This is a genomic window from Caulobacter sp. Root343 (assembly GCF_001425745.1).
Lineage (GTDB): Bacteria > Pseudomonadota > Alphaproteobacteria > Caulobacterales > Caulobacteraceae > Caulobacter.
In genome coordinates, this window is the sequence record NZ_LMDF01000002.1 from 80,943 (window position 1) to 101,469 (window position 20,527).

Genomic DNA, 20,527 nt, shown 5'->3' on the forward strand with positions numbered 1-20,527 from the left:
CGGGGGCAAGAGTTAACGTAGCGAGTAACCAGCATCCGTGGCCGGATGGTCACGCTTCTCCTACCCCTCCAGGCTGATCGCCGACAGCAGGCGGCCGTAATCGCCCTCGCCGTTCAGGAAAGCGCGGCGATTGGAGAAGAACCATTCCTCCTCCGCCCGGGTGTCGCGGCCGACCCATTCGCGGCGCTCGACGCCGGCGGTCTCCAGGCGGTCCAGCACGAAGGCCGGCAGATCGAAGAAGCGCTTGTCCTCGGTCGCGCCCGGCTTGAAGAACCGGCCGGAGCCGGGGCAGTCGGCCTCGAACCGGTGCAGGAACTCCAGACCGACCTCGTACGATTTGGGGCCAATGCAGGGACCGACGACGCCGGTGATGCGCTCCGGTTTGGCGCCCAGCTCGACCATGCAGTCGACGGCGGCCTGGACGACCCCATCCAGGGCTCCGCGCCAGCCGGCGTGGGCGGCGGCAACCACCCGGGCCTCGGGATCGACCAGCAGCACCGGCGCGCAGTCGGCCGCCAGGGCGCCGCAGATCACGCCGGGCGTCTTGGTCACCACCGCGTCGCCCTGCGGCCGCGCGTCGCCCCACGAGCCGTCGGCCTTGATCGCGATGGTCGAGTGGATCTGGTAGCAGGTGTTCAGGTCCTCGGGCGCGCCGCCGAACCAGGCCGCGGCCCGGGCCCGGTTCTCGACCACGTCTGCCGCGTCGTCCTTGCTGCCGCGCCCGACGTTCAGGCTGTCATAGATGCCCGTCGAGGCCCCGCCCTTGCGGGTGAAGAAGGCGTGCTTCACCCCCGGCAGGCTGGCCAGCAGGGGCGACTGGATGGTCGGCAGGTCGGACTTCTTGGTCATGTCGCGTCCTCGAAGAGGGGGGGCGAAAGGTCGGGCGCGGCGAGGCACGCGACCTTGAACAGAGCGCCCATCTGCGCCTCGCCGACCAGACGATCAAGCTGTCTTCCGATCTGGTCGGCGCGATCGGGTCGAGCCGTTGATAGCGCCTGGGCGCGCTGCTCGATCCCTAGGGCCCGCAGGAATTCGCCTTGGGTGAGGATCGGCCCGGCCTTGACCCCGGCCTCGCGGGCGGCGGCGACCACCGATGGGAAGTCGGCCCAAACGGTCAGGTCGGCCAGGCCCGCCGTCTTCAGCGGATCGACCTTGGCGTGGTTCCGCAGGGCCTGCAGGGTGTCGCCGGCCTCGGGCGCGTCGCGGCCATAGTCGATCAGCAGCGCCGCGCCGCCGTCGGTGACGAGGCGGTGGGCGATGTCGGAGGCGAGGGCGGCCTGGGCGGGGGAGGATTCGTATATCTGGCCAATGCTCCCTTCCCCCTCGATGGGGGAAGGGTTGGGGATGGGGGTGATCTCGGCGCCAGCCGATTTGCCGAGGCCCCGCAACCCGAACGCCAGCTCGCCGTCCTCGCCCAGGCCGATCACCCGCTCGGCCCAACCGCCTTCGGTCCGCACGAACTGTCGGGCCGGCAGGCAGTCCAGCAGCTCGTTGGCCACCAGGATCATCGGCGCGCCGGCGGGGACCTCGTCCAGCCGACCGACCCAGCGCGGCCCCTCGCCCAGCCGCGCGGCCTGCTTGGCCCGCAGAGGTTCCGAGACCTCGACCAGCCACACCTCGGCGGCCGCCAGGAAGGCCGGCTCCAGCCGCCCCGCGCGTAGCAGGTCGCTGATCAACGTGCCGTCGCCCGGGCCCATCTCGACCAGCCGAAACGGAGAAGGGCGGCCCATGCGGGTCCAGGTCTCGACCGCCCACAGGCCGATCAGCTCGCCGAACATCTGGCTGACCAGCGGCGCGGTGATGAAGTCGCCGCCCGCGCCCAGATCCGGGCGCATGGCGTAATAGCCGTCGCGCGGGTCGTGCAGGCAGCGGGTGAAGAACTCGGGGACGCCGATCGGCCCGTCGTGGGCGATCTGCGCCTTCAGGCGATCAAGCAGGCTCATGAGCCTCATCGACGACCGGCTCGCGCAGCGCCTTCCACAGCAGCCAGCCGCCGACCAGGATCATCGGCGTCGACAACATCATCCCCATGGTCAGGCCGAACGGGAAGACGGGCATGCCGACGTCGGGATTGCGCACGTTTTCCAGGGACAGGCGGAACAGGCCGTAGGCCAGCAGGAAGGTCGCCACCAGGGCGCCGCGCCGTTGCAGCCACTTCAGCCGATAGACGGCGAAGGCCAGGATCAGGAACAGCAGCAGGCCTTCCAGCCCGGCCTCGTAGAGCTGGCTGGGATGGCGCGGATAGGGACCGGCCGGGCAGCCGCCGCGATTGGCCGCCTTGATGGTCTCGTTGCAGAAGATCACGCCGAGCGGCGCGTCGGTCTGGCGGCCCCACAGCTCGCCGTTGATGAAGTTGGCGATGCGGCCGAAGAACAGGCCGATCGGGGCCACCGGCGCGATCAGGTCGCCCAGCTTCAGGATGTCGATCTTGTTGCGGCGGGCGAACAGGGCGATCGCGGCGCAGACGCCCAGGAAGCCGCCGTGGAACGACATGCCGCCTTCCCAGATCTTGAAGACGTCCAGCGGGTGGGCCGCCAGCCAGATCCGCTGGTCCTGGTTCAGCAGCATGTAGAACAGGATGTAGCCGATGCGGCCGCCGGCGATGATGCCCAGCGTGATCCACAGGACCAGGTCGTCGATCTGCAAGGGCGTCGCGGTCGGCGCGCGGCCGCCCCACAGGCCTTGGGTCCGCGTCAGGCGGATGGCGTAGCGCCAGCCCAGCAGGATGCCCGCGACATAGGCCAGCGCGTACCAGCGCAGGGCCAGCGGCCCCCATTGCAGGGCCCAGGGACCGATGTGGACCACGGGATCGATGTTCGGAAAGATCACGCCGTGCGGCTCCGAGCGGGACAGATGGTCGCAGATCTATAGGGTTCGGGCTTCGCTTTCATCCCCCGTTTCCCATATAAGAGGGACCGGCCCACCTCTTGGGCCTCTCGGAACCGCGATGCACAGCCAGAACCCCTTCCTCGACGAATTCGCCAAGCTGACCCAGGCGGCCATGGGCATCGCCCAGACGGCCGGCGAGGAGGCGAAGACCGCGATGCGGGCCCAGGCCGACCGCCTGGCCGCCGAGTTCGACCTGATCCGCCGCGACGATTTCGAGGCCCTGAAGGCCGAGGTCGCGGCCCTTCGCGAAGAGGTCGTCAGCCTCAAGGCCAGCAAGAAAGCGCCGGCCAAGAAGGCCGCGCCTTCGGCCGAATAGGCGAATCACCGCTCGCGCCCGACGTGAAGCGGGTTGAGACGAACGCCACGAAGCAGATTAGTGTCCCTGGTACGTGAGCGATTCACGGCGGGGCTAACCCCCGCCTCGCTGGCGGGGACGTAGGTTTTTCATGGATACCCAACCGGAAGACGACGACGTCCTGCTGGCCCTCGATCCTCTCGAGGTGGTCGAGCACGTCCTGTCCGCTGAAAACCTGACTTTCGACCGCACCGAAGACGGCGACCTGGCCTTCGCGCTGAAAGGCGACTGGAAGGACTACGAGCTGTGGTTCGCCTGGCGACCCGAGGCCGACTGCCTGCAGCTGTGCCTGTCTCTGGACATGCGCGCGCCGAAGTCCAAACGCACCAACGCCTACGAGCTGCTGGCCCTGATCAACCAGCGCGTCTGGCTGGGCCACTTCGAGGTCTGGACCGACGACGGCGAGGTGGTGTTCCGCCACGCCCTGGCCCTGCCGGCCGGCGAGCGCCCGACCATGGCCCAGGCCGCCTCGATGATCGACGCGGCGGTGGAAGCCGCGGATCGCTTCTTCCCGGCCTTCGAATTCCTGCTCCAGGGCGCCAAGACCCCGGACGAGGCCATGGCCGCCTGCATGTTCGAGACCGTCGGCCAGGCTTAGAGCTTTAAATCCTTCTCCCCTTGCGGGAGAAGGTGTCGCGAAGCGACGGATGAGGGGTCGCGCCGGCGACTGCCTCGTGGCTGTCTGTTCCGCCGAGAAACCCCTCATCCGACCTGCTTCGCAGGCCACCTTCTCCCGCAAGGGGAGAAGGGTAGAGATCGAGGTGCGTCATGACCCCCATCCTCCTCCTCGGCGCGGGCCGCATGGGCGGCGCCCTGATCGACGGTTGGCGCGGCGCGGGCGCATTCGCCGCCGCCGACCTGATCGTCCGCGATCCGAACGTCGACGCCGCTTCGCTCGGCAACGCATCGGTCAATCCGCCGCTGGAAGCCCTCGCCGCCGCCAAGACCGTGCTGCTGGCCGTCAAGCCGCAGATCTGGCGCGAGGCGGTCAAGGACGTCGTCCCGCATCTGGCCCCCGACGCCATCATCGTCTCGATCGCGGCCGGCGTCCGCGCGGCCGACATCGCCGAAGCGTTCGGCGGCCGGCGCGTGGCGCGGGTCATGCCGACCACCGCCGTCGCCATCGGCCGGGGCGCGGCCAGCATCTTCGCCGAGGATGGCGCCGCCCGCGCCGCCGCCCACGCCTTGTTCGCGCCCGTCGCCACCGTGGTCGACCTCGTGTCCGAGGACCTGCTGCACGCGGCCACCGCCGTCTCGGGTTCGGCCCCGGCCTATCTCTACGCCTTCATCGAGGCCCTGGAAGCGGCCGGCGCCGCCCAGGGGCTGGACGCGGCCGACAGCGCCAGGCTGGCCCGCGCCACGATCATCGGCGCGGCGGCCCTGATGGCGCAGTCCGGCGAGGAGCCGGCCGAACTGCGCAAGCAGGTCACCTCGCCCGGCGGCACCACGGCGGCGGCGTTGGCGGTGCTGATGGGCGCGGACGGCTTTGGCGACCTGCTGCCCAAGGCAATGGACGCGGCGGTGGCGCGGTCGAAGGAACTGGGCGGCTGATACTTGCCCCCTCCGCGCCGGCGGCGCTCCTCCCCCGGAGGGGGAAGAAGGATGCGCGCCACCTTCCGCCCCCTCCGGGGGCGGACGACCGCGCGGCGGTCAGGTGGGGGCTTGCTGAGCCGGCCGTACTATCCCCATCTCTTCGTCATGACCGACGACATCCTCGACCGCGCCGCCGACGCCGCGCTCGCCCTGGCCGCCGACAAGCCGTGGCCGGCCGTCTCCCTCCGCGACATCGCGGTGAAGGCCGAGGTCCCGTTCGCCGAGCTCTACGGTCGGGCCAACAGCAAGGCCGCCGTGCTGGCCCATCTCTCCGCCCGCTTCGACCGCGCGGCGCTGGGCGTCGACTATCCGGAGGGTTCGGAGACCCACGACCGATTGTTCGACGCCGCCATGGCCCGCCTGGAAGCCATGGAGCCGCACCGCGCCGCCCTGATCGCCATCGCCCGCGCCCAGGGCCCGCTGGCCTCGGCGGGACGCTTCCCCCGCATCGCCCGCGCCGTCCTGGAAGCCGCCGGCGTCGAGGCCGCCGCGCCGCGCCTGCTGGCCATGACCGCCGTCTGGGCCCGCGTGGTCCAGGTCTGGCGCGACGACGAAGGCGCCCTGAACCGCACCATGGCCGAGCTGGACAAGCGCCTGAAGCAGATGGCCGAACAGCTCGGCAAGTTTGGGGCTGGGTTCGCCTAAGACCGATTTGAGTTTAAGCCCGCTTGCTCATACTTCACGGCTAAGCTTACCTTCTCTCTAAAGGGTTGAGGGGAGGGGCGTGTGCTTGCTGCAACGGGTAACATCAACGACGACTATGAAGTTCTGGGCGTAGTTCACGCTGTCGTGACGCGTCGGCAGACGACCGGCGGCTGTGGAGCGCCTGGTGGTTTGCCCGTGCAGGAAGCCTATGAGGCCGTAACCTTGGCGTTGCACAAGTCCGCCCTATCCTCGGGCGGGAACGGTGTCATTCACGTCGGATACGATTACCGTGTCACCACCGCCGGTTTTGGCTGCAACAATGTCGAGCCGGTGTTCGAGGTTTACGGCTGGGGAACGGCGATCAAGACCATCGTCGAGCCAGAGGCTGTGCCTCTTCCGGTGTCGGTGAGCGAGTGAGCGTCTTGGCGCGATGCTGCTGCCGCGCGGTAGCACTCGCCGCGCGCTGTCGCGTTCCTGATCACTTGGACGCGACTGTCGCGCGGTTGGCCGTCGTCGCCATTCGTTTCTATCAGAGGCATCTTTCGGGGCGAACGGGTACGGCTTGTCTGTTCACGCCCTCCTGCTCGCAGCGTGCGATTGGCTGGCTTGAAGCCCATGGCTTCAACGCAGGTACGCGTTTGGCCGACGCGCAGTTGGGGCGCTGTGGAGGCGTCTATTCGTTGAGCGTGACGACTCAGGGAGAGACCTGGTTGGTGACCCACGACGAAATGAGCTTTGGGCCGGGCGAGTTGTCGCTCGCGGCTCGAGGACGGCACCTTTAACCCGGCAACCTAATCGACGCCCGCAAGCCCCCCAGCTCCGATCGCGACAGCACCAAATCCCCGCCCAGGCCGCGCGCCATGTCGCGGGCGATGGCCAGGCCGAGGCCCACGCCCTTCTCGTTCTGGTTCCGAGACTCGTCCAAGCGCGAGAACGGCTTGAAGGCCTCCTCATAGCGGTCCTCGGGAATGCCGGGGCCGTCGTCGTCGACGGCGATCTCGACGCCGCCCGTCAGCCGCTCGGCGGTGGTGACCTTGACCCGGCGGGCGTGCGCGACGCCGTTGTCGATCAGGTTGGCCAGGGCCCGGCGGAAGGCCAGCGGCCGCACGCGCGCCTCCAGGCCCCGGGTGATCTCGGTCTCGATCGCCGCGCCCGTCCGCTCGGCGTCGGCCACCACGCCCTCGACCAGGTCCGACAGATCGACCACCTGCGCGGCTTCCCCGCCCTCGCCGCGGGCGAAGGCCAGGTACTCGTCGATCATGTGCTCCATCTCGGAGAGGTCGCCCTTCATGGCGTCCAGCTGCTCGCTGGGCTCGGACATGGCCATTTCCAGCTTCAAGCGGGTCAGCGGCGTGCGCAGGTCGTGGCTGACGCTGGCCAGCAGGGCCGTGCGCTGCTCGATGTGGCGGACGATGCGGGCTCGCATGGCCATGAACGCCTGGGCCGCCTGGCGCACCTCGCGCGCGCCGTGGGGCTTGAAGTCGTGGTCCTCGCCCCGGCCAAAGGCGTCGGCCGCGTCGGCCAGGCGCTCGATGGCCCGCACCTGGTTGCGAATGAACAGGATGGCGATCGCCGTCAGCAGCATGGTCGCCACCACCATCCACAGGATGAAGATGTGCCCCTGGGTGGCGTAGGCTCGGTCGCGCAGGGCGTAGATCTGCAGGACCCCGCCCTTCACCTGCACCCGGATGTCGATATAGGCGGTGTAGCGGGTGGTATCGAACCAGAACGGGTTGTCGAGCCGGTCTTCCAGGGCGTTCTGCAGCGAGCGGTCCAGGGCCGCGAACAGCGACGGTCGATGGCTGGTCGGCAGCCTCTTGCCCTTCTGGAAGGCGATCGACAGCGACATCGAGTCCTCGGCCCTTTTTGCCAGCTTGTCGACGGCGGCGGGGCTGGGGTCGTCCTCGTACGACTGCACGGCCCAGGCGATGTCGCCGGCCAGGCCCTCGGACAGCTTGCTGGTCACCGACTGCCAGTGGGCGTCGAAGAACGCCCAGGTTACCGCGATCTGCATCACCGCCACCGGCAGGATGATGATCAGCAGGCTGCGCCCGAACAGGGTGGTGGGCAGCAGGCGTTTGATGGCGCGGGGGATGTAGAGCTTGGTGCGCAGGCGCATTACTGGCCCCCTCCGCGCCTGCGGCGCTCCTCCCCCGGAGGGGGAAGAAGAGGGCGCGCGCAGGCCTTCTTCCCCCTCCGGGGGAGGAGGATGCGCAGCATCCGGAGGGGGCCAGTGATCATCAATCCGGCGCCAGCCGATAGCCCACGCCGCGCACGGTCTGCAGGTAGCGCGGGTTCTTCGGGTCCGGCTCGATCTTGCGGCGCAGGCGGGTGACCTGGACGTCGACGGCGCGGCCGGTGGCGTCGGCGGTGTCGCGGGCCAGTTCCAGGCGGTCGACGGGTTCGTGGGCCGAGCGGGCCAGGCGGCGCAGCAGGGTGACCTCGGCCTCGGTCAGGCGCACGGCCTCGCCGTCGCAGGTCAGCTCGCCGCGCTCGGCCTCGAAGGTGCAGCGGCCCAGCAGCAGGGCCTTGGGGCCCACCGGCCGGGCGGCCGAGCGGCGCAGGATGGCCTCGATGCGCAGCAGCAATTCCTGCGGCTCGAACGGCTTGCCCAGATAGTCGTCGACGCCGCTGGACAGGCCCTCGATCCGGTCGGCGGTCTGGTCGCGGGCGGTCAGCATCAGGATCGGCGTGCGGCCGCTCTCGCCGCCCTTGGCCCGCAGGCGCTTGGTGAAGGCGTAGCCATCCTCGCCGGGCATCATCACGTCCAGCACCATCAGGTCGAAGTCCAGGGCCCCGAACAGGCGGTCGGCGGCGGCGGCGCTGGACGCGGCCGTGACGCGGAAGCCGGCCCGGCCCAGGAACTCCTTGATCAGCTTGCGCAGGCGGTCGTCGTCGTCGACAACCAGGATGTGACGCTCGCGGCGCTCTTCCGGGGTCATGGGGTCGCCATCATGAGGTTGGGCGTCGGCCCGCGCCTTGTCGCGAGCCCGCCAGGGCGGCCAGAATACGCCGCGTCCCCGCCACCCCGTCCAGCCCGCCCGTGCGATAGGCGCGGGCCAGCAGGGCGCGCAGGCGTTCGGCCGTGCGCTGCTCGAAGGCCACGCCTTCGGGGGTCAGGACCGCCGGCCGCCGGCGGCCGTCCAGGTCGCCCGAGCCGCGCTCGACCAGGCCGGCCTTCTGCAGGTCGGCCAGGGTGCGGCTGGCGGCCTGTTTCGAGAGGCTGGTCAGCTTGGAAAGGTCCTGCACCCCGATGCCCGGCCGGCGGCGCAGCAGGAAGGCCGCGCGCCAGTGCGAGCGGCCCAGGCCCAGGGTCTCGGCCTCCAGCGCCGCGTCCACCGCGGCCCACAGCGAGGCCTCGGCCAGCAGGATCAGCTCCAGCCCGCCGTCCAGTTCCTCCTCACGGAGGATCAGACGGGGATCGTCCGAGCCAGGCTGTAGCGGGGCTATCATCGCGAGGAGTCCATTTAATTTGACGCACCCTGCCTCGGGGCGTCTAAGAGCCGGGTTTTCAATAAGGAGGTCTTGGACCGATGTCTCTGGTTCCCTTCGACGATCGTGACGGTTGGATCTGGCTGGACGGCCAGCTCATTCCCTGGCGCGAGGCGAAGGTGCACGTATTGACGCACGGCCTTCACTACGCCTCGTCCGTCTTCGAAGGCGAACGGATGTACGGCGGCGAGATTTTCAAGCTGACCGAGCATACCGAGCGCCTGTTCAAGTCGGCCGAGATCCTCGATTTCAAGATCCCGCACAGCGTGGCCGAGATCGACGAGGCCTGCAAGGCGACGGCGGCCAAGAATAACCTCACTGATTGTTATGTTCGCCCGATCGCCTGGCGCGGCAGCGAAATGATCGGTGTTTCGGCGCAACAGACCAAGATCCACGTCGCCATCGCGGTCTGGGAATGGCCCAGCTACTTCGATCCGGCGACCAAGGCCAAGGGCATCCGCCTGACCTGGGCCAAGTACCAGCGTCCCGACCCCAAGACCGCCCCCGTCGCGGCCAAGGCCGCCGGCCTCTACATGATCTGCACCATCTCCAAGCACGCCGCCGAGAAGGACGGCTACGCCGACGCGATGATGCTGGACTATCGCGGCTACGTGGCCGAGGCGACCGGCGCCAACGTGTTCTTCGTCAAGGACGGCGTGCTTCATACCCCCAAGCCCGACTGCTTCCTGGACGGCATCACCCGCCGCACGGTGATCGGCCTGGCCAAGGACAAGGGCATCGAGGTCGTCGAGCGCCACATCCAGAAGGAAGAGCTGTCGACCTTCACCGAGTGCTTCATCGTCGGCACCGCCGCCGAGGTCACCCCGGTCTCGGAAATCGGCGAGTTCAAGTTCACCCCGGCCAAGCTGTCGCTGGACCTGATGGACACCTATGCGGCCCTGGTGCGCAACCAGGTGCTGACGCCGGCCTGAGGCTGGCCTGTCGCTAGAACTGATGACGCCGCCCGGGGGAGACCTCGGGCGGCGTTCTTGCTTCCTTCTCCCCTTGCGGGAGAAGGTGGCCCGAAGGGCCGGATGAGGGGTCGATAGTCCTGTCCGCCTGGCGCCCAGAGGTGGCCGCCATAGCAGCGGCGCCGGTCTTCGACCCCTCACCCGACCGCCTTCGGCGGCCACCCTCTCCCGCAAGGGGAGAGGGAAACTACTTCGCCCCAACCATCGCCGCCGCCACCTCGGTCCGCGCCATCTCGATATCCCGCCGGAACGCCTCTGACCGATGCTCCGCGCCATAGATCACGGCGCCGGACACCAGTCCCGCCTCGGTGGCGCTGACCGTATGCGAACCACAGATCCAGCGGCTCTCGGCGTATTCCCGGCCCCGGGCGTAGAGGGCGTCGGCGCGGGACGGGACCACCTCGGCCAGGATCATCGCTACGTGCTCGCCGAAGGCCGAGTGGCCGGACGGGTAGTCGGGATTGCCCGCCAGGTGGTCGCTCTTGGCCTCGCAGATCGGGGCGGCGTCCTTGCCGATATAGGGGCGCTTGGTTCCCCAGTGGTCCTTGGCCAGGCCGACCACCGAGCGGTCGTCGCCGGCCCGTTCCAGCAGGGCGTTCAGGATCGGCGCGCTTTCCGGCGTCAGGCGCACGCCCAGCGCGGTCGCGAAATGCTCGAAGGCCGTTCCCTTGACGTCGGCCGTGGCCAGGGCCCAGCGCGGCGTGTCCTTCAGGGCGCGGCTCTGGTCGAAGATCGCCGCGTCGGCCAGGGCGCGGGGCGAGCCGGGCGCGGGCGGCGGGGCTAGCACCTTGGTCAGGTCCGGGCGGGCGGCGGGGGCGAGATAGCCGCGCTGCGGCGCTCCGGCCAGAGCCTCGATCGCCAAGCCGTCGCAGGCCTTTTCCGCGCGCACGGGATTGCAGACCGCGACGTCGCCGCCGGTCAGTCGCACCGTGTAGCCGCCCGCCAGGCGCGGGTCGGCCCACATGTAGTCGGTCGAGACGTACTGGGCGCCGCTGGTCAGGGCCGCCGTGCGCTGGCGCGGATCGTTGGCCCGCGCGGCCCAGGTGTCGGCATCGGCGCGGGTGCGGACCATGAAGCCGGCCTTCACGGCGGCGGCGATGCGGTCCTTCTGGGCGATCGGATCGTTCAGGGTCAGATAGGCGGCGGCCGGCGAGGCCTCGTCGGTGTTGACGAACATCGCCCGGCCTTCCAGCGAGGCGCGCTTGCCGCGATAGACCGCCACCTTGGCGGGGCTTTCGTCGAGGGCGAAGAACACCTTCCCGCGCGCATCGGTCAGCTTGGGCCAACCGCCGGCCAAAACGCCCTCGCGCAGGGTGGCGGCCTTGCCGCGCACCTGGTCCGGCGTGATCAGCCGATCTTCGCCGAACACCGAGCGGACCTCGGCGTCCAGGGCGTCGAACAGGGGCTCGGTGAAAGCCAGGGGAACGACGCCGCCGGGGATCGTCGCCTGGCCGTCCTTGGCGTTGATCAGGATCATGATCGGCACGTGGTCGCGGTGGGCGTCCGACCAGGCGCGGATCGCCTTCAGGCAGGCCACGAAGGTCACGCACGACGAGCGGAAGTCGACGTCGGGCATGTGGATCATCTTGAAGCCGGGCTTGGCCATCGCCGCCGCGATGGCGGGCGTGAAGGTCGTTCCGCCGCCGAACACCGTCAGGGGCTTGGCGTAGCGGCCGCCGTCGGGGTCGGCGACGACGTCCAGTTCCAGCTGGCGGGCTCCGGCGTCCAGCTGCTCCGTCAGCGGACGATGGCCGTAGTTGATCCCCAGCGCCGCCTGGCCGCGCGCGGCGACCATGGCCGCCATCTCGTCGGCGGGCGGCAGCAGCTTGTAGGAATTGTGCGTGCCCACCGCCAGCAGGTCGGTCATCCGCAGGGCGTCCATCCGCTGGCGCACGCAGGCCGGACTCTCGTCCTTGGCGGGGCAGGGGGTGGGCGAGGCGGCGAGGGCCAGGGCGGCGAGCAGGGCGAACATGGGCGTCTCCGAACCAGAGCGTGGCCATAGCCCTAGCACATGACGGTTTGACGTCGCCGACGGCCTGGGCCGATAGGCTTTCGCCGCGACTTGGATTTACCCGCCTTCCTGGGTCTTGTGCCCAGGACCCAGGGTTCAGATCCAACGGAGTTGGGACTGAGTTCACGGTCTTTCGGCCGCGCAAACCGAAGAGTCCGCACTTGCCTCGAACATGGGTCCTGGGCACGAGGCCCAGGAAGGCAGTGGAATTGGTACCTGCCCCACGAATGGCGATCGGCTCTAGCGCTTCCTCCACGTCAGGGCGGCGTTGTCATCAACCTTTAATGGAATCGAGACGTCGAGGTCATCGACCGCCCCTAACGCCGCCCAAACGTCGGCGTCCCGACAGGGATCTCCCGCCGGCGACAGTACAAGGGGGTATCCTTATGTCTCGTACCAAGATCGCGCTCCTGGCGGGCGCGGCGAACCTGGCGCTCGCCGTCCTGGCTTCGGCCGCTTATGCCGAAGCGCCAGCCCCTGTCCCGGCTGCGGTGGACTCGGCCGCCGAGCCGGCCGACGCCGTCGACGCTGTCGTGGTAACCGGTTTCCGCAAGTCGCTGGGCGCGGCCCGCGAGGCCAAGCGGACCAGCGCCATCGTCTCGGACGTGATCGTCGCCGAGGACATGGCCAAGTTCCCCGACCTGAACCTGGCCGAGTCGCTGCAGCGCCTGCCGGGCGTGGCCATCAACCGCGAAGGCGGCGAAGGCCGTCGCGTCTCGCTGCGGGGCCTCGGCCCCGACTTCACCCGCGTCCAGCTGAACGGCATGGAAGTGCTGGGCAATGTCGACTCGCCGATGGACAGCCGCGGCCAGACCTCGCGCGACCGGGCGTTCGACTTCAACATCTTCGCCTCGGACCTGTTCTCGAAGGTCGACGTGCGCAAGTCGTTCTCGGCCGAGCAGGACGAAGGCGGCATGGCCGGGACGGTCGGCCTCTACACCGCCAAGCCGTTCGACTATGCGGGGACCAAGGCCGCCCTGTCGCTGCAAGGCGGCACCAACAGCGCCACCAAGGATTTCCAGCCGCGCGGCGCGGCGATGATCAGCAAGAACTGGGACGACAAGTTCGGCGTTCTGGTCTCGGTCGCCTATTCCAAGCGCCAGACCGAGGAGCAGGGCTACAACACCTATGCCGCCCCGACGACCAAGGCCCTGGCGGCCAATGTCGTCAATCTCAGCGCCGCCGACCAGGCCAAGGCGATGAACGGCGAGCTGATCTTCCAGCGCGGCAACCGCCTGACCGTCTGGGGTTCGGACCAGGAGCGCCTGGGCGTGACCGGCGCGGTGCAATGGCGTCCGGTCGAGACCGTGACCCTGACCTTGGACGCCCTGCACGGCAAGTTCACCAACGACCGCAGCGAGAACAGCCTGGCCACCCGCGCCACCCTGAACTCGACCATCCTGGGCGCGGCCACCCCGCACTCCGGGACCCTGGTCAGCCCGCCGCCGGTGCTGAACTCGATCCAGTACGACCGCTACAACAGCGTGGTCTATGCCGACGTCGACAACACCGTCTTCGCCACCGAGACCCGTCGCCAGCAGACCAAGAACACCTTCGACCAGTTGGTGCTGACCGGCGAGTGGAAGGTCACCGACAAGCTGACCATCGACGGCCACCTGGGCCAGGAGACCTCGGACTACGACATCCCGATCTCGGACAAGTTCTATACCGAGGCGTTCGGCGGCCTGATCACCGACTATCGCGGCGACACGGGCCACAACACCTACAAGTGGAACACCACCGACCCGAACAATTACCGGGCCCACGAGATCGACTTCTCGGCCACCTACCAGAGCACCAAGCTGAAGAACGGCGAGCTGAACGGCGCCTGGGCCTTCAACGACGACCTCACCCTGAAGGGCGGCGTCTCGTATCGCGGCTTCAAGAATTCCGGCTACACCCAGGCCACCGACGACCTGAACAAGACCGCCTGGGAGAAGGGCACGCTGGATGACAAGGTCACCAGCTACTACACGATCTTCCGCGAACACGATGACCAGTCGTGGGTCAATGTCGACTGGGATAAAGCCCTGGCCGCCTATGGCGTGGTCCGCACCCTGGGCGCGCCGAAGAGCATCTACCAAGTCGAGGAAAACACCACGGCCGGCTATCTGCAGCTGGACTGGAAGGGCTCGCTGTTCGGCAAGCCGGTGCGCGGCAATACCGGCCTGCGCGCCTACGACACCAAGCTGACCTCGTCGGGCGTCATGGCGGTCAAGGGCGTCAACACGCCGACCACGGCCAAGAAGAGCTATTCGGGCGTGCTGCCGGCGTTCAACGCGGTGCTGGAGGTCTCGGACCAATTCCAGATCCGCGCCGCCGCCGCCCGCAACATCAACCGCCCGGCCCTGGGCGCCTACGCCATGAACGGCACGATCGCCGTCGATGGGACCAACGTGTCGGTGTCGACCGGCAACCCGAACCTCGACCCGTACAAGTCCGACGAGTTCGACCTGGTGGCCGAATGGTACTTCGGCGGCGTCGGCATGCTGACGGCCGGCGTGTTCCACAAGAGCATCGACGGCCTCGTCGCCAGCCAGACGACCAACAACGTCAGCTACTCCAGCACGGGCCTCGCCGAGGGCCTCTATCCGGGCGTGACCGGCGCGACCATCGTGTCGACCTACACCCGCCAGGTGAACCTCAACACTGCCAAGCTGACCGGCCTGGAGCTGAGCGCCCAGAGCGACTTCTTCTTCCTGCCGGGCGCGCTGAAGAACCTGGGTGCGGTGGCCAACCTGACCCTGATCGACAGCGAGACCACCAACCTGATCAACGGCAAGCCCCAGAAGAGCGACATCTTCGGCCTGTCGGACGTCAACGCCAACGCCACGCTGTACTACGAGACGGCCAAGTACGGCGGGCGGGTCTCGGCCAACTACCGCTCGGACTATCTGATCGACAGCGGCGGCTTCAACGCCACCACCTATGTCGACGCGGCGGCCTTCTACCAGCTGACCCCGCGCGTCCGCCTGTCGCTGGACGCCATCAACCTGACCGACGAGCGCGAGGAGCAGGTCAACAGCTACAACAACGGCTTCGGCGACGTCGGCGCCAAGCGGCTGTGGAACTACACCACCAGCGGCCGGACGGTGTTCGTGGGGGCGAATATCCAGTTCTAGGCTGGAACGAAGAAGCCGCGGGAGCGATCCCGGGCGGCTTTTCTCTATTCTCTGTCATCCCGGACAAGCGCGAAGCGCGCCGATCCGGGACCGCCGGAAGCTCCGAGCCTGTTGCGGTCCCGGGTCTACGCTGCGCTTCGCCCGGGATGACATGGGTTTTGAGCGGGAGAGGGGTAATTAAGCCGCCTCCTGCGCCTCTTCCTCCGGCGCCTGGCGGATCAGGTAGTCGAACGCCGACAGCGAGGCCTTCGAGCCTTCGCCCATGGCGATGATGATCTGCTTGTACGGCGTGGTGGTCACGTCGCCGGCCGCGAAGACGCCCGGCAGCGAGGTCTCGCCGCGATAATCGACTTCGATCTCGCCGCGCGCGGTCAGGGCCACGCCGGAGTCCTTCAGCCACTCGGTGTTGGGCACCAGGCCGATCTGGACGAACACGCCTTCCAGGTCGACGCGGTGGACGCTGTCGTGGTTGCGGTCCTTGTAGGACAGGCCACTGACCTTGCCGCCGTCGCCGTGAATCTCGGTGGTCATGGCCGAGGTGACGATCTTGACGTTCGGCAGGCTGGCCAGCTTGCGCTGCAGCACCGCGTCGGCCCGCAGCTGGCTGTCGAACTCGATCAGCGTCACGTGGGCGACGATTCCGGCCAGGTCGATGGCCGCCTCGACGCCGCTGTTGCCGCCGCCGATCACCGCCACGCGCTTGCCCTTGAACAGCGGGCCGTCGCAGTGCGGGCAATAGGCCACGCCCTTATTGCGGTACTCGGCCTCGCCGGGGACGTTGACGTTCCGCCAGCGGGCCCCGGTCGACAGGATGACGGTCCGCGACTTCAGGCTAGCGCCGTTCTCGAGCTTGACCTCGATCAGCCCGCCCGAGGTCTTGGCCGGAACCAGGCCGACGGCCTTCTGCAGGTTCATGATGTCGACGTCGTATTCCTTGACGTGCTGCTCCAGCGCCGAGGCCATCTTCGGACCCTCGGTGTGCGGGACCGAGATGAAGTTCTCGATGGCCATGGTGTCCAGCACCTGGCCGCCGAAGCGCTCGGCCGCGACGCCGGTGCGGATGCCCTTGCGAGCGGCGTAGATCGCCGCCGCGGCCCCGGCGGGACCGCCACCGACCACCAGAACGTCGAAGGCGTCCTTGGTCTTGATCTTCTCGGCGGCGCGGTCGGCCGCGCCGGTGTCCAGCTTGGCCAGGATCTGCTCGACGTCCATGCGGCCCTGGCCGAACGGCTGGCCGTTCAACAGGATGGTCGGCACGGCCATCACTTCACGAGCCTCGACCTCGGCCTTGAACAGGGCGCCGTCGATGGCGACGTGGCGGATGCGCGGGTTCAGCGCGCTCATGGTGTTGAGCGCCTGCACCACGTCGGGGCAGTTCTGGCAGGATTGCGAGAAATAGGTCTCGAAGCGGTAGTCGCCGTCCAGCGCCTTGATCCGCTCGATGACCTCGGCGTCGATGCGCGGCGGGTGGCCGCCGACGTGCAGCAGGGCCAGCACCAGCGAGGTGAATTCGTGGCCCAGCGGCAGGCCCGCGAACCGCACATCAGTGTCCCCGGCGTCGCGGGTGATCGCGAACGAGGGCTTGCGTTCGTTGTCGCCGGCCAGGTTCAGGCTGACCTTGTCCGAGGTCGCCGCGACGTCCTCGAGCAGGCTCAGCATTTCCTTGGAGCCGGCCGAGTCGTCGAGGGAGGCGACCAGTTCGATCGGCTGGCGCAGGTTCTGCAGGTAGGTGGTCAACTGGGTCTTCAGACCGGCGTCCAGCATGGCGCGCTCCCAAAAGGCTAGGGGAGGAAAGGAAAGCGTTCGATTTTCGGGGAGGAGGATCGAACGCGGTGAACGATCGAGGCCGGGCCGCCGACCGGTCCGAATGAACGGTCGGCGGCTCGGGTAGTTCTAGTGGTGCTTAGATCTTGCCGACGAGGTCGAGCGACGGGGCCAAGGTCTTTTCACCCTCTTCCCACTTGGCCGGGCAGACTTCGCCCGGGTGGCTGGCGACGTACTGGGCGGCCTTGATCTTACGCAGCAGCTCGATGGCGTTGCGGCCGATGCCTTCGGCGGTGATTTCCATGAACTGGATCACGCCTTGCGGGTCGACCAGGAAGGTGCCGCGATCGGCCAGGCCTTGGCCTTCACGCATGACGCCGAAGTTGTTGGTCACCACGCCCGACGGGTCGCCGATCATCGTGTACTTGATCTTGCCGATCGCCGGCGAGCTGTCGTGCCAGGCCTTGTGCGAGAAGTGGGTGTCGGTCGACACCGAATAGATCTCGACGCCGAGACGCGTGAACACGTCGTAGTTGTCGGCCAGGTCTTCCAGCTCGGTCGGGCAGACGAAGGTGAAATCGGCCGGGTAGAAGAAGAAGACCGACCACTTGCCCTTCACATCGGCTTCGCTGACCGTGACGAACTTGCCGTCCTTGAAGGCCTGGGCGGTAAAGGGTTTGATCTCGGTGTTGACCAGCGACATGAAGCGCTCCGTTTGAAAAGGATGCGCCCTTGTAGCGACGGGGCTTGGATCGAGCAAATTGATAAAACTTGTCGATGGGATAGAGTGGATCTATTCGCTGCCCCTCTCCCCTTGCGGGAGAGGGTGGCCCGCGAAGCGGGTCGGGTGAGGGGTTGAAGACAGCATCCGCCGCGACGGCGGTGGACGACGGGCGCCGAGCCGACGAGCCTATCGACCCCTCATCCGGCCCTTCGGGCCACCTTCTCCCGCAAGGGGAGAAGGGGCTTTCCTCTACTCCGAAACCTTGGCTTCCAGCTCGCTCAGCCGCGCCCGCGTCGCCGCCAGGTCCGGGCCGAACCGCGCTGGATCGGCGGCGGCAAGGCAGGCGGCGATGTCGTAGCTTTCGCGATAGAGGTCGAGCGCTCGCATCCGGTGGCCGCGATCCTCGCGCAGGTCCGCCAGGCGCTCGAGGTTCACCGACAGAGCCCGCTTGGCGCCGCTGTCGCCGGCCTCGCGGCCGCCAGTCGAGCGGCGCAGGGCCAGGGCTTCCTCGAAGGCGGACAGGGCCGCGTCCAGCCGCCCTTCGGCCTCGGCCGCGTCCCCGACACCCGACAGCGACCCGGCCAGCAGCTCGGCGCTTTCGTCGTCCGGGCGGGCCTGGCGCACCTGGCGGGCGTAGTAGACCGAGGTCTCGTAGGCCTCGGCGGCGTCTTCCATCTGTCCCTGGCCGCGCGCGAAGTCGCCCAGGTCGCGATAGACGACGGCCAGCTCCTGGTCGGTGTGGGCGGCGGTCTTCATGGCCGACAGGATGCGGGCGGCCTCGGCCCAGGACTCGTCGCGGCTGAGCGAAACGAGGCGCAGGCGCATCTCGGCGAAGGTCGGCGGCCCAGAAGGCGGCGGGGCGGGTGGTGGCGGAGCCTGGGGCGGGGGCGCGACGACGACCTGCATCATCGGCGGCGCGACGGGTTCCGGCGTGGCTTCGAGCGCGAGCGGCGTCGGCGCCGGAGCGAGTTCAAGGACGGCCACGGGGGCGGCCACGGGCTGGGCCGCCGGCGGCTCCAGCTCCAGGCTGAACGCCATCGGCGCGGCCTTGCGCTTGGGTTTGCGACGGGGAACCAGGGCGGCGACGATGAGCGCCAGGCCCACGATCGTCGCCGCCGCGCCGGCGGTGGGCCGATGCGGCTCGAACGGTCCGAGATCGAGAGACGTGGCCCAGTTCCCCAGCGAGCCCCAACCCGCCACCACGTATCCCGACGTCGCCAGGATCAGCCCCAAGATGATCCCAACCAGTCGCGCTAGCATCCGTCCCCCCAGACGTCCTAACAAGGCGTCCCACCGCCAGGCCGCGCAGGTCAGCCCACGGCCGAGCTTCCGTCGAGCCGTCTCAACCGGCAGGGGAAGCGGGCGGCGCGGGTGACCGGCTCGCGGGCGCCAGGCGGGACGGGCGCCTTTAAATCAACCAGCCGCGCGGACGCGGATACGCCTCGCCCTTGGCCAGATAATAGATCCCTAGCACGCAGCGCACGCCGAACCAGACGCCGACCGCCCCCAGAATGAGGCCGCCGACCACCATGATCGGAATGCCGACCAGGACGATGGCCAGCACCAGGCCGGCCAGGAGCAGGGCCAGGCCGATCAGGAACCAGGCGATCGACAGCCAGAAGGTGCGGATCGCGAAGGTGAAGTGGCTCTCGTTGATTGGCCCTGCCTCGTCACGGTTCAGATAGGCGACGATCAGGCCGATGATGAAGGTCACGCCGGTGGTGAAGCCCAGCAGGTAGAGGCCGTAGACGACGGCCGGCAGGATCTTGTCCTCTTCGGCCTTGGCGGGCGTGACGGCGGCGGTGTCGGTCATGTCAGAGCATCCAGGCTTTGGGGGTGGGGTAGGGCTGGCCCTTCAGCAGGGTCGACAGGCCCATGACGCAGCGCACGACCAGCCAGACGCCGACGGCGACCAGCACGACGACGCCGATCCCGACCGGGGTCAGGATCAGGCCGATCACGCTGAACAGCAGGGTCAGCCAGAAGGTGCGGATCTGGAATTCGTAGTGGCTGGCCAGCCACTCCGGCGCGTCCTTGCGGCTGATATAGGCGATGATCACGCCGATCACGCTGGTGAGACCGCCGGTCACCACGCTGGCGATGTGCAGGGCATAGACGACGACGGGCAGGGTCTTGTCGTCCTGCAGCGAGGGCGGCACGGCGGGGTCGGGGGTGGGATCGGTCAAGAAACTGAGCCTTGGGATAACGGCGTTGGCTCAATCGTCGCGCCGATCGGGGTGGGATGCAAATGAAGGTGGTGTCATCCTCCCCCTCTGGGGGAGGGGGACCGCCGAATGGCGGTGGAGGGGCCCTGTGAATTGGCCAATGCAACACCGCTTCGCGGACCCCCTCCGTCTCCGTGCGTATTCACACGGATCCACCTCCCCCTAATGGGGAGGAGAGTTATCGCTAAGGCAACAGATCCGTCGGCGGGTCGTGCGGGTCGAAGGTCGGGTCGCGGCCCAGCCAGGGCAGGGCGGCGATCATCAGGATCAGGACGAAGCTCATTCGCGCCGCCATGTCGATCCCGACCTCGGCCATGCCGGCGGTCAGGGAGAACACCAGGGTCGCCGAGGCCCCGAAGGCCAGCAGGCCCATGACCCAGGTGAAGGCCGTGCGGGCCTCCAGCCGCGCCACGCCGAAACGGGCGCGGGGCGCCAGATCGGCGCCGACGGCGGCGATGGCCCTGGCCAGGGTCGAGAAGCCAGGCAGCCGGTCCTCGAACTGGCCCGGCCCCAGATAGCTCTGCGAAACGATCATCAGCCGGCGCTTGCCGAAGGTCAGCAGCAGGGCGCGGCGGCGACCGCCGTTCTGGTCGGCGCTCAGGCGATAGCGGGTCAGGCTGGACAGCGGGAAGCGGCGCTCGGCCTTGCCGCGCGTCTCCACCAGCGTCCCGGCCTCCAGGGTCCAGACCGTCTCGGGCTGGAAGGGAGAGAGCCGGGCGCGGTGGCTGACCTGCAT

Annotated in this window: 20 protein-coding genes and 2 pseudogenes; 8 read left to right on the forward strand and 14 right to left on the reverse strand. The window is 68.5% G+C overall.

Features of this window, described 5'->3' with window-relative positions:
- Positions 1 to 60: 60 nt before the first annotated feature.
- Genes pgeF through lgt form a run of 3 tightly spaced genes read right to left on the reverse strand, consistent with a single transcriptional unit; the run spans position 61 to position 2,829 of the window.
- The gene (gene pgeF, locus ASC70_RS02945; protein WP_047403475.1) at positions 61 to 849 is read right to left on the reverse strand and encodes a peptidoglycan editing factor PgeF; all 789 of its coding nucleotides are present in this window, start codon (positions 847 to 849) and stop codon (positions 61 to 63) included.
- A complete protein-coding gene (locus ASC70_RS02950; protein WP_056046355.1) occupies positions 846 to 1,943 on the reverse strand; it encodes a class I SAM-dependent methyltransferase in 1,098 nt (365 codons plus the stop codon). The genes pgeF and ASC70_RS02950 overlap by 4 nt, the downstream gene beginning before the upstream one ends.
- A complete protein-coding gene (gene lgt / locus ASC70_RS02955; RefSeq protein WP_056046356.1) occupies positions 1,930 to 2,829 on the reverse strand; it encodes a prolipoprotein diacylglyceryl transferase in 900 nt (299 codons plus the stop codon). The genes ASC70_RS02950 and lgt overlap by 14 nt, the downstream gene beginning before the upstream one ends.
- Positions 2,830 to 2,947: 118 nt before the next feature.
- Between lgt and ASC70_RS02960 the strand changes: the two genes are divergently transcribed.
- The 6 genes from ASC70_RS02960 to yidD all read left to right on the forward strand — a co-directional run bounded on the left by ASC70_RS02960 (position 2,948) and on the right by yidD (position 6,264).
- Positions 2,948 to 3,205, forward strand: a complete 258-nt coding sequence (locus ASC70_RS02960) for an accessory factor UbiK family protein (RefSeq protein WP_056046358.1) — start codon at positions 2,948 to 2,950, stop codon at positions 3,203 to 3,205.
- 130 nt (positions 3,206 to 3,335) lie between these two features.
- On the forward strand, positions 3,336 to 3,842 hold the full coding sequence (locus ASC70_RS02965) for a YbjN domain-containing protein (protein ID WP_047403482.1): 507 nt from the start codon (positions 3,336 to 3,338) through the stop codon (positions 3,840 to 3,842).
- Between the two features lie 170 nt (positions 3,843 to 4,012).
- A complete protein-coding gene (gene proC / locus ASC70_RS02970) occupies positions 4,013 to 4,795 on the forward strand; it encodes a pyrroline-5-carboxylate reductase (RefSeq protein ID WP_056046360.1) in 783 nt (260 codons plus the stop codon).
- Between the two features lie 147 nt (positions 4,796 to 4,942).
- A complete protein-coding gene (locus ASC70_RS02975; protein ID WP_056046629.1) occupies positions 4,943 to 5,482 on the forward strand; it encodes a TetR family transcriptional regulator in 540 nt (179 codons plus the stop codon).
- Between the two features lie 81 nt (positions 5,483 to 5,563).
- Positions 5,564 to 5,899: a hypothetical protein gene (locus ASC70_RS25150; RefSeq protein ID WP_162247175.1), complete on the forward strand. Its 336-nt coding sequence runs from the start codon at positions 5,564 to 5,566 to the stop codon at positions 5,897 to 5,899.
- Positions 5,896 to 6,264 carry a membrane protein insertion efficiency factor YidD gene (gene yidD / locus ASC70_RS25860; protein ID WP_369815058.1) on the forward strand — a complete coding sequence of 123 codons (369 nt, stop codon included), beginning with the start codon at positions 5,896 to 5,898 and terminating at the stop codon, positions 6,262 to 6,264. Before ASC70_RS25150 ends, yidD begins: the two co-directional genes overlap by 4 nt.
- Here yidD and ASC70_RS02985 read toward each other — a convergent pair.
- The 3 genes from ASC70_RS02985 to ASC70_RS02995 all read right to left on the reverse strand — a co-directional run bounded on the left by ASC70_RS02985 (position 6,261) and on the right by ASC70_RS02995 (position 8,935).
- Positions 6,261 to 7,601 carry an ATP-binding protein gene (locus ASC70_RS02985; protein ID WP_056046363.1) on the reverse strand — a complete coding sequence of 447 codons (1,341 nt, stop codon included), beginning with the start codon at positions 7,599 to 7,601 and terminating at the stop codon, positions 6,261 to 6,263. The two genes, yidD and ASC70_RS02985, sit on opposite strands and share 4 nt — an antisense overlap.
- A 121-nt stretch (positions 7,602 to 7,722) precedes the next feature.
- Positions 7,723 to 8,424 (reverse strand): response regulator, encoded by a 702-nt coding sequence (locus ASC70_RS02990; RefSeq protein ID WP_047403487.1) that lies wholly within the window; start codon positions 8,422 to 8,424, stop codon positions 7,723 to 7,725.
- Positions 8,425 to 8,434: 10 nt separating this feature from the next.
- Positions 8,435 to 8,935, reverse strand: coding sequence for a MarR family winged helix-turn-helix transcriptional regulator (locus ASC70_RS02995; protein ID WP_047403489.1), 501 nt, complete (start codon positions 8,933 to 8,935; stop codon positions 8,435 to 8,437).
- An 80-nt stretch (positions 8,936 to 9,015) separates the two neighbouring features.
- Between ASC70_RS02995 and ASC70_RS03000 the strand changes: the two genes are divergently transcribed.
- Positions 9,016 to 9,906: a branched-chain amino acid aminotransferase gene (locus tag ASC70_RS03000; RefSeq protein ID WP_056046365.1), complete on the forward strand. Its 891-nt coding sequence runs from the start codon at positions 9,016 to 9,018 to the stop codon at positions 9,904 to 9,906.
- A 226-nt stretch (positions 9,907 to 10,132) separates the two neighbouring features.
- Here the strand turns inward: ASC70_RS03000 and ASC70_RS25400 are convergent, their stop codons facing one another.
- Both ASC70_RS25400 and ASC70_RS25405 read right to left on the reverse strand, forming a co-directional pair.
- On the reverse strand, positions 10,133 to 10,732 hold the full coding sequence (locus ASC70_RS25400) for a phosphatase PAP2 family protein (protein ID WP_369815067.1): 600 nt from the start codon (positions 10,730 to 10,732) through the stop codon (positions 10,133 to 10,135).
- 63 nt (positions 10,733 to 10,795) lie between these two features.
- Positions 10,796 to 11,917 (reverse strand): annotated as a pseudogene (locus tag ASC70_RS25405) (phosphatidylinositol-specific phospholipase C1-like protein); the annotation flags it as partial.
- Positions 11,918 to 12,224: 307 nt separating this feature from the next.
- Between ASC70_RS25405 and ASC70_RS03010 the strand changes: the two are divergent.
- Positions 12,225 to 15,078 (forward strand): annotated as a pseudogene (locus tag ASC70_RS03010) (TonB-dependent receptor).
- Positions 15,079 to 15,255: 177 nt separating this feature from the next.
- On the opposite strand, the gene ahpF reads toward ASC70_RS03010, so the two are convergent.
- From ahpF to ASC70_RS03040, 6 genes are all read right to left on the reverse strand, one after another.
- On the reverse strand, positions 15,256 to 16,842 hold the full coding sequence (gene ahpF / locus ASC70_RS03015; RefSeq protein ID WP_056046372.1) for an alkyl hydroperoxide reductase subunit F: 1,587 nt from the start codon (positions 16,840 to 16,842) through the stop codon (positions 15,256 to 15,258).
- A 139-nt stretch (positions 16,843 to 16,981) separates the two neighbouring features.
- Positions 16,982 to 17,545: an alkyl hydroperoxide reductase subunit C gene (gene ahpC, locus ASC70_RS03020; protein WP_047403496.1), complete on the reverse strand. Its 564-nt coding sequence runs from the start codon at positions 17,543 to 17,545 to the stop codon at positions 16,982 to 16,984.
- 270 nt (positions 17,546 to 17,815) lie between these two features.
- Positions 17,816 to 18,826 (reverse strand): tetratricopeptide repeat protein, encoded by a 1,011-nt coding sequence (locus ASC70_RS03025; RefSeq protein WP_056046374.1) that lies wholly within the window; start codon positions 18,824 to 18,826, stop codon positions 17,816 to 17,818.
- 148 nt (positions 18,827 to 18,974) lie between these two features.
- Positions 18,975 to 19,379, reverse strand: coding sequence for a hypothetical protein (locus ASC70_RS03030; RefSeq protein ID WP_056046376.1), 405 nt, complete (start codon positions 19,377 to 19,379; stop codon positions 18,975 to 18,977).
- A gap of 1 nt (position 19,380) precedes the next feature.
- Positions 19,381 to 19,752: a DUF4870 domain-containing protein gene (locus tag ASC70_RS03035; RefSeq protein WP_056046378.1), complete on the reverse strand. Its 372-nt coding sequence runs from the start codon at positions 19,750 to 19,752 to the stop codon at positions 19,381 to 19,383.
- A 223-nt stretch (positions 19,753 to 19,975) separates the two neighbouring features.
- Positions 19,976 to 20,527: a hypothetical protein gene (locus ASC70_RS03040; RefSeq protein WP_056046381.1), complete on the reverse strand. Its 552-nt coding sequence runs from the start codon at positions 20,525 to 20,527 to the stop codon at positions 19,976 to 19,978.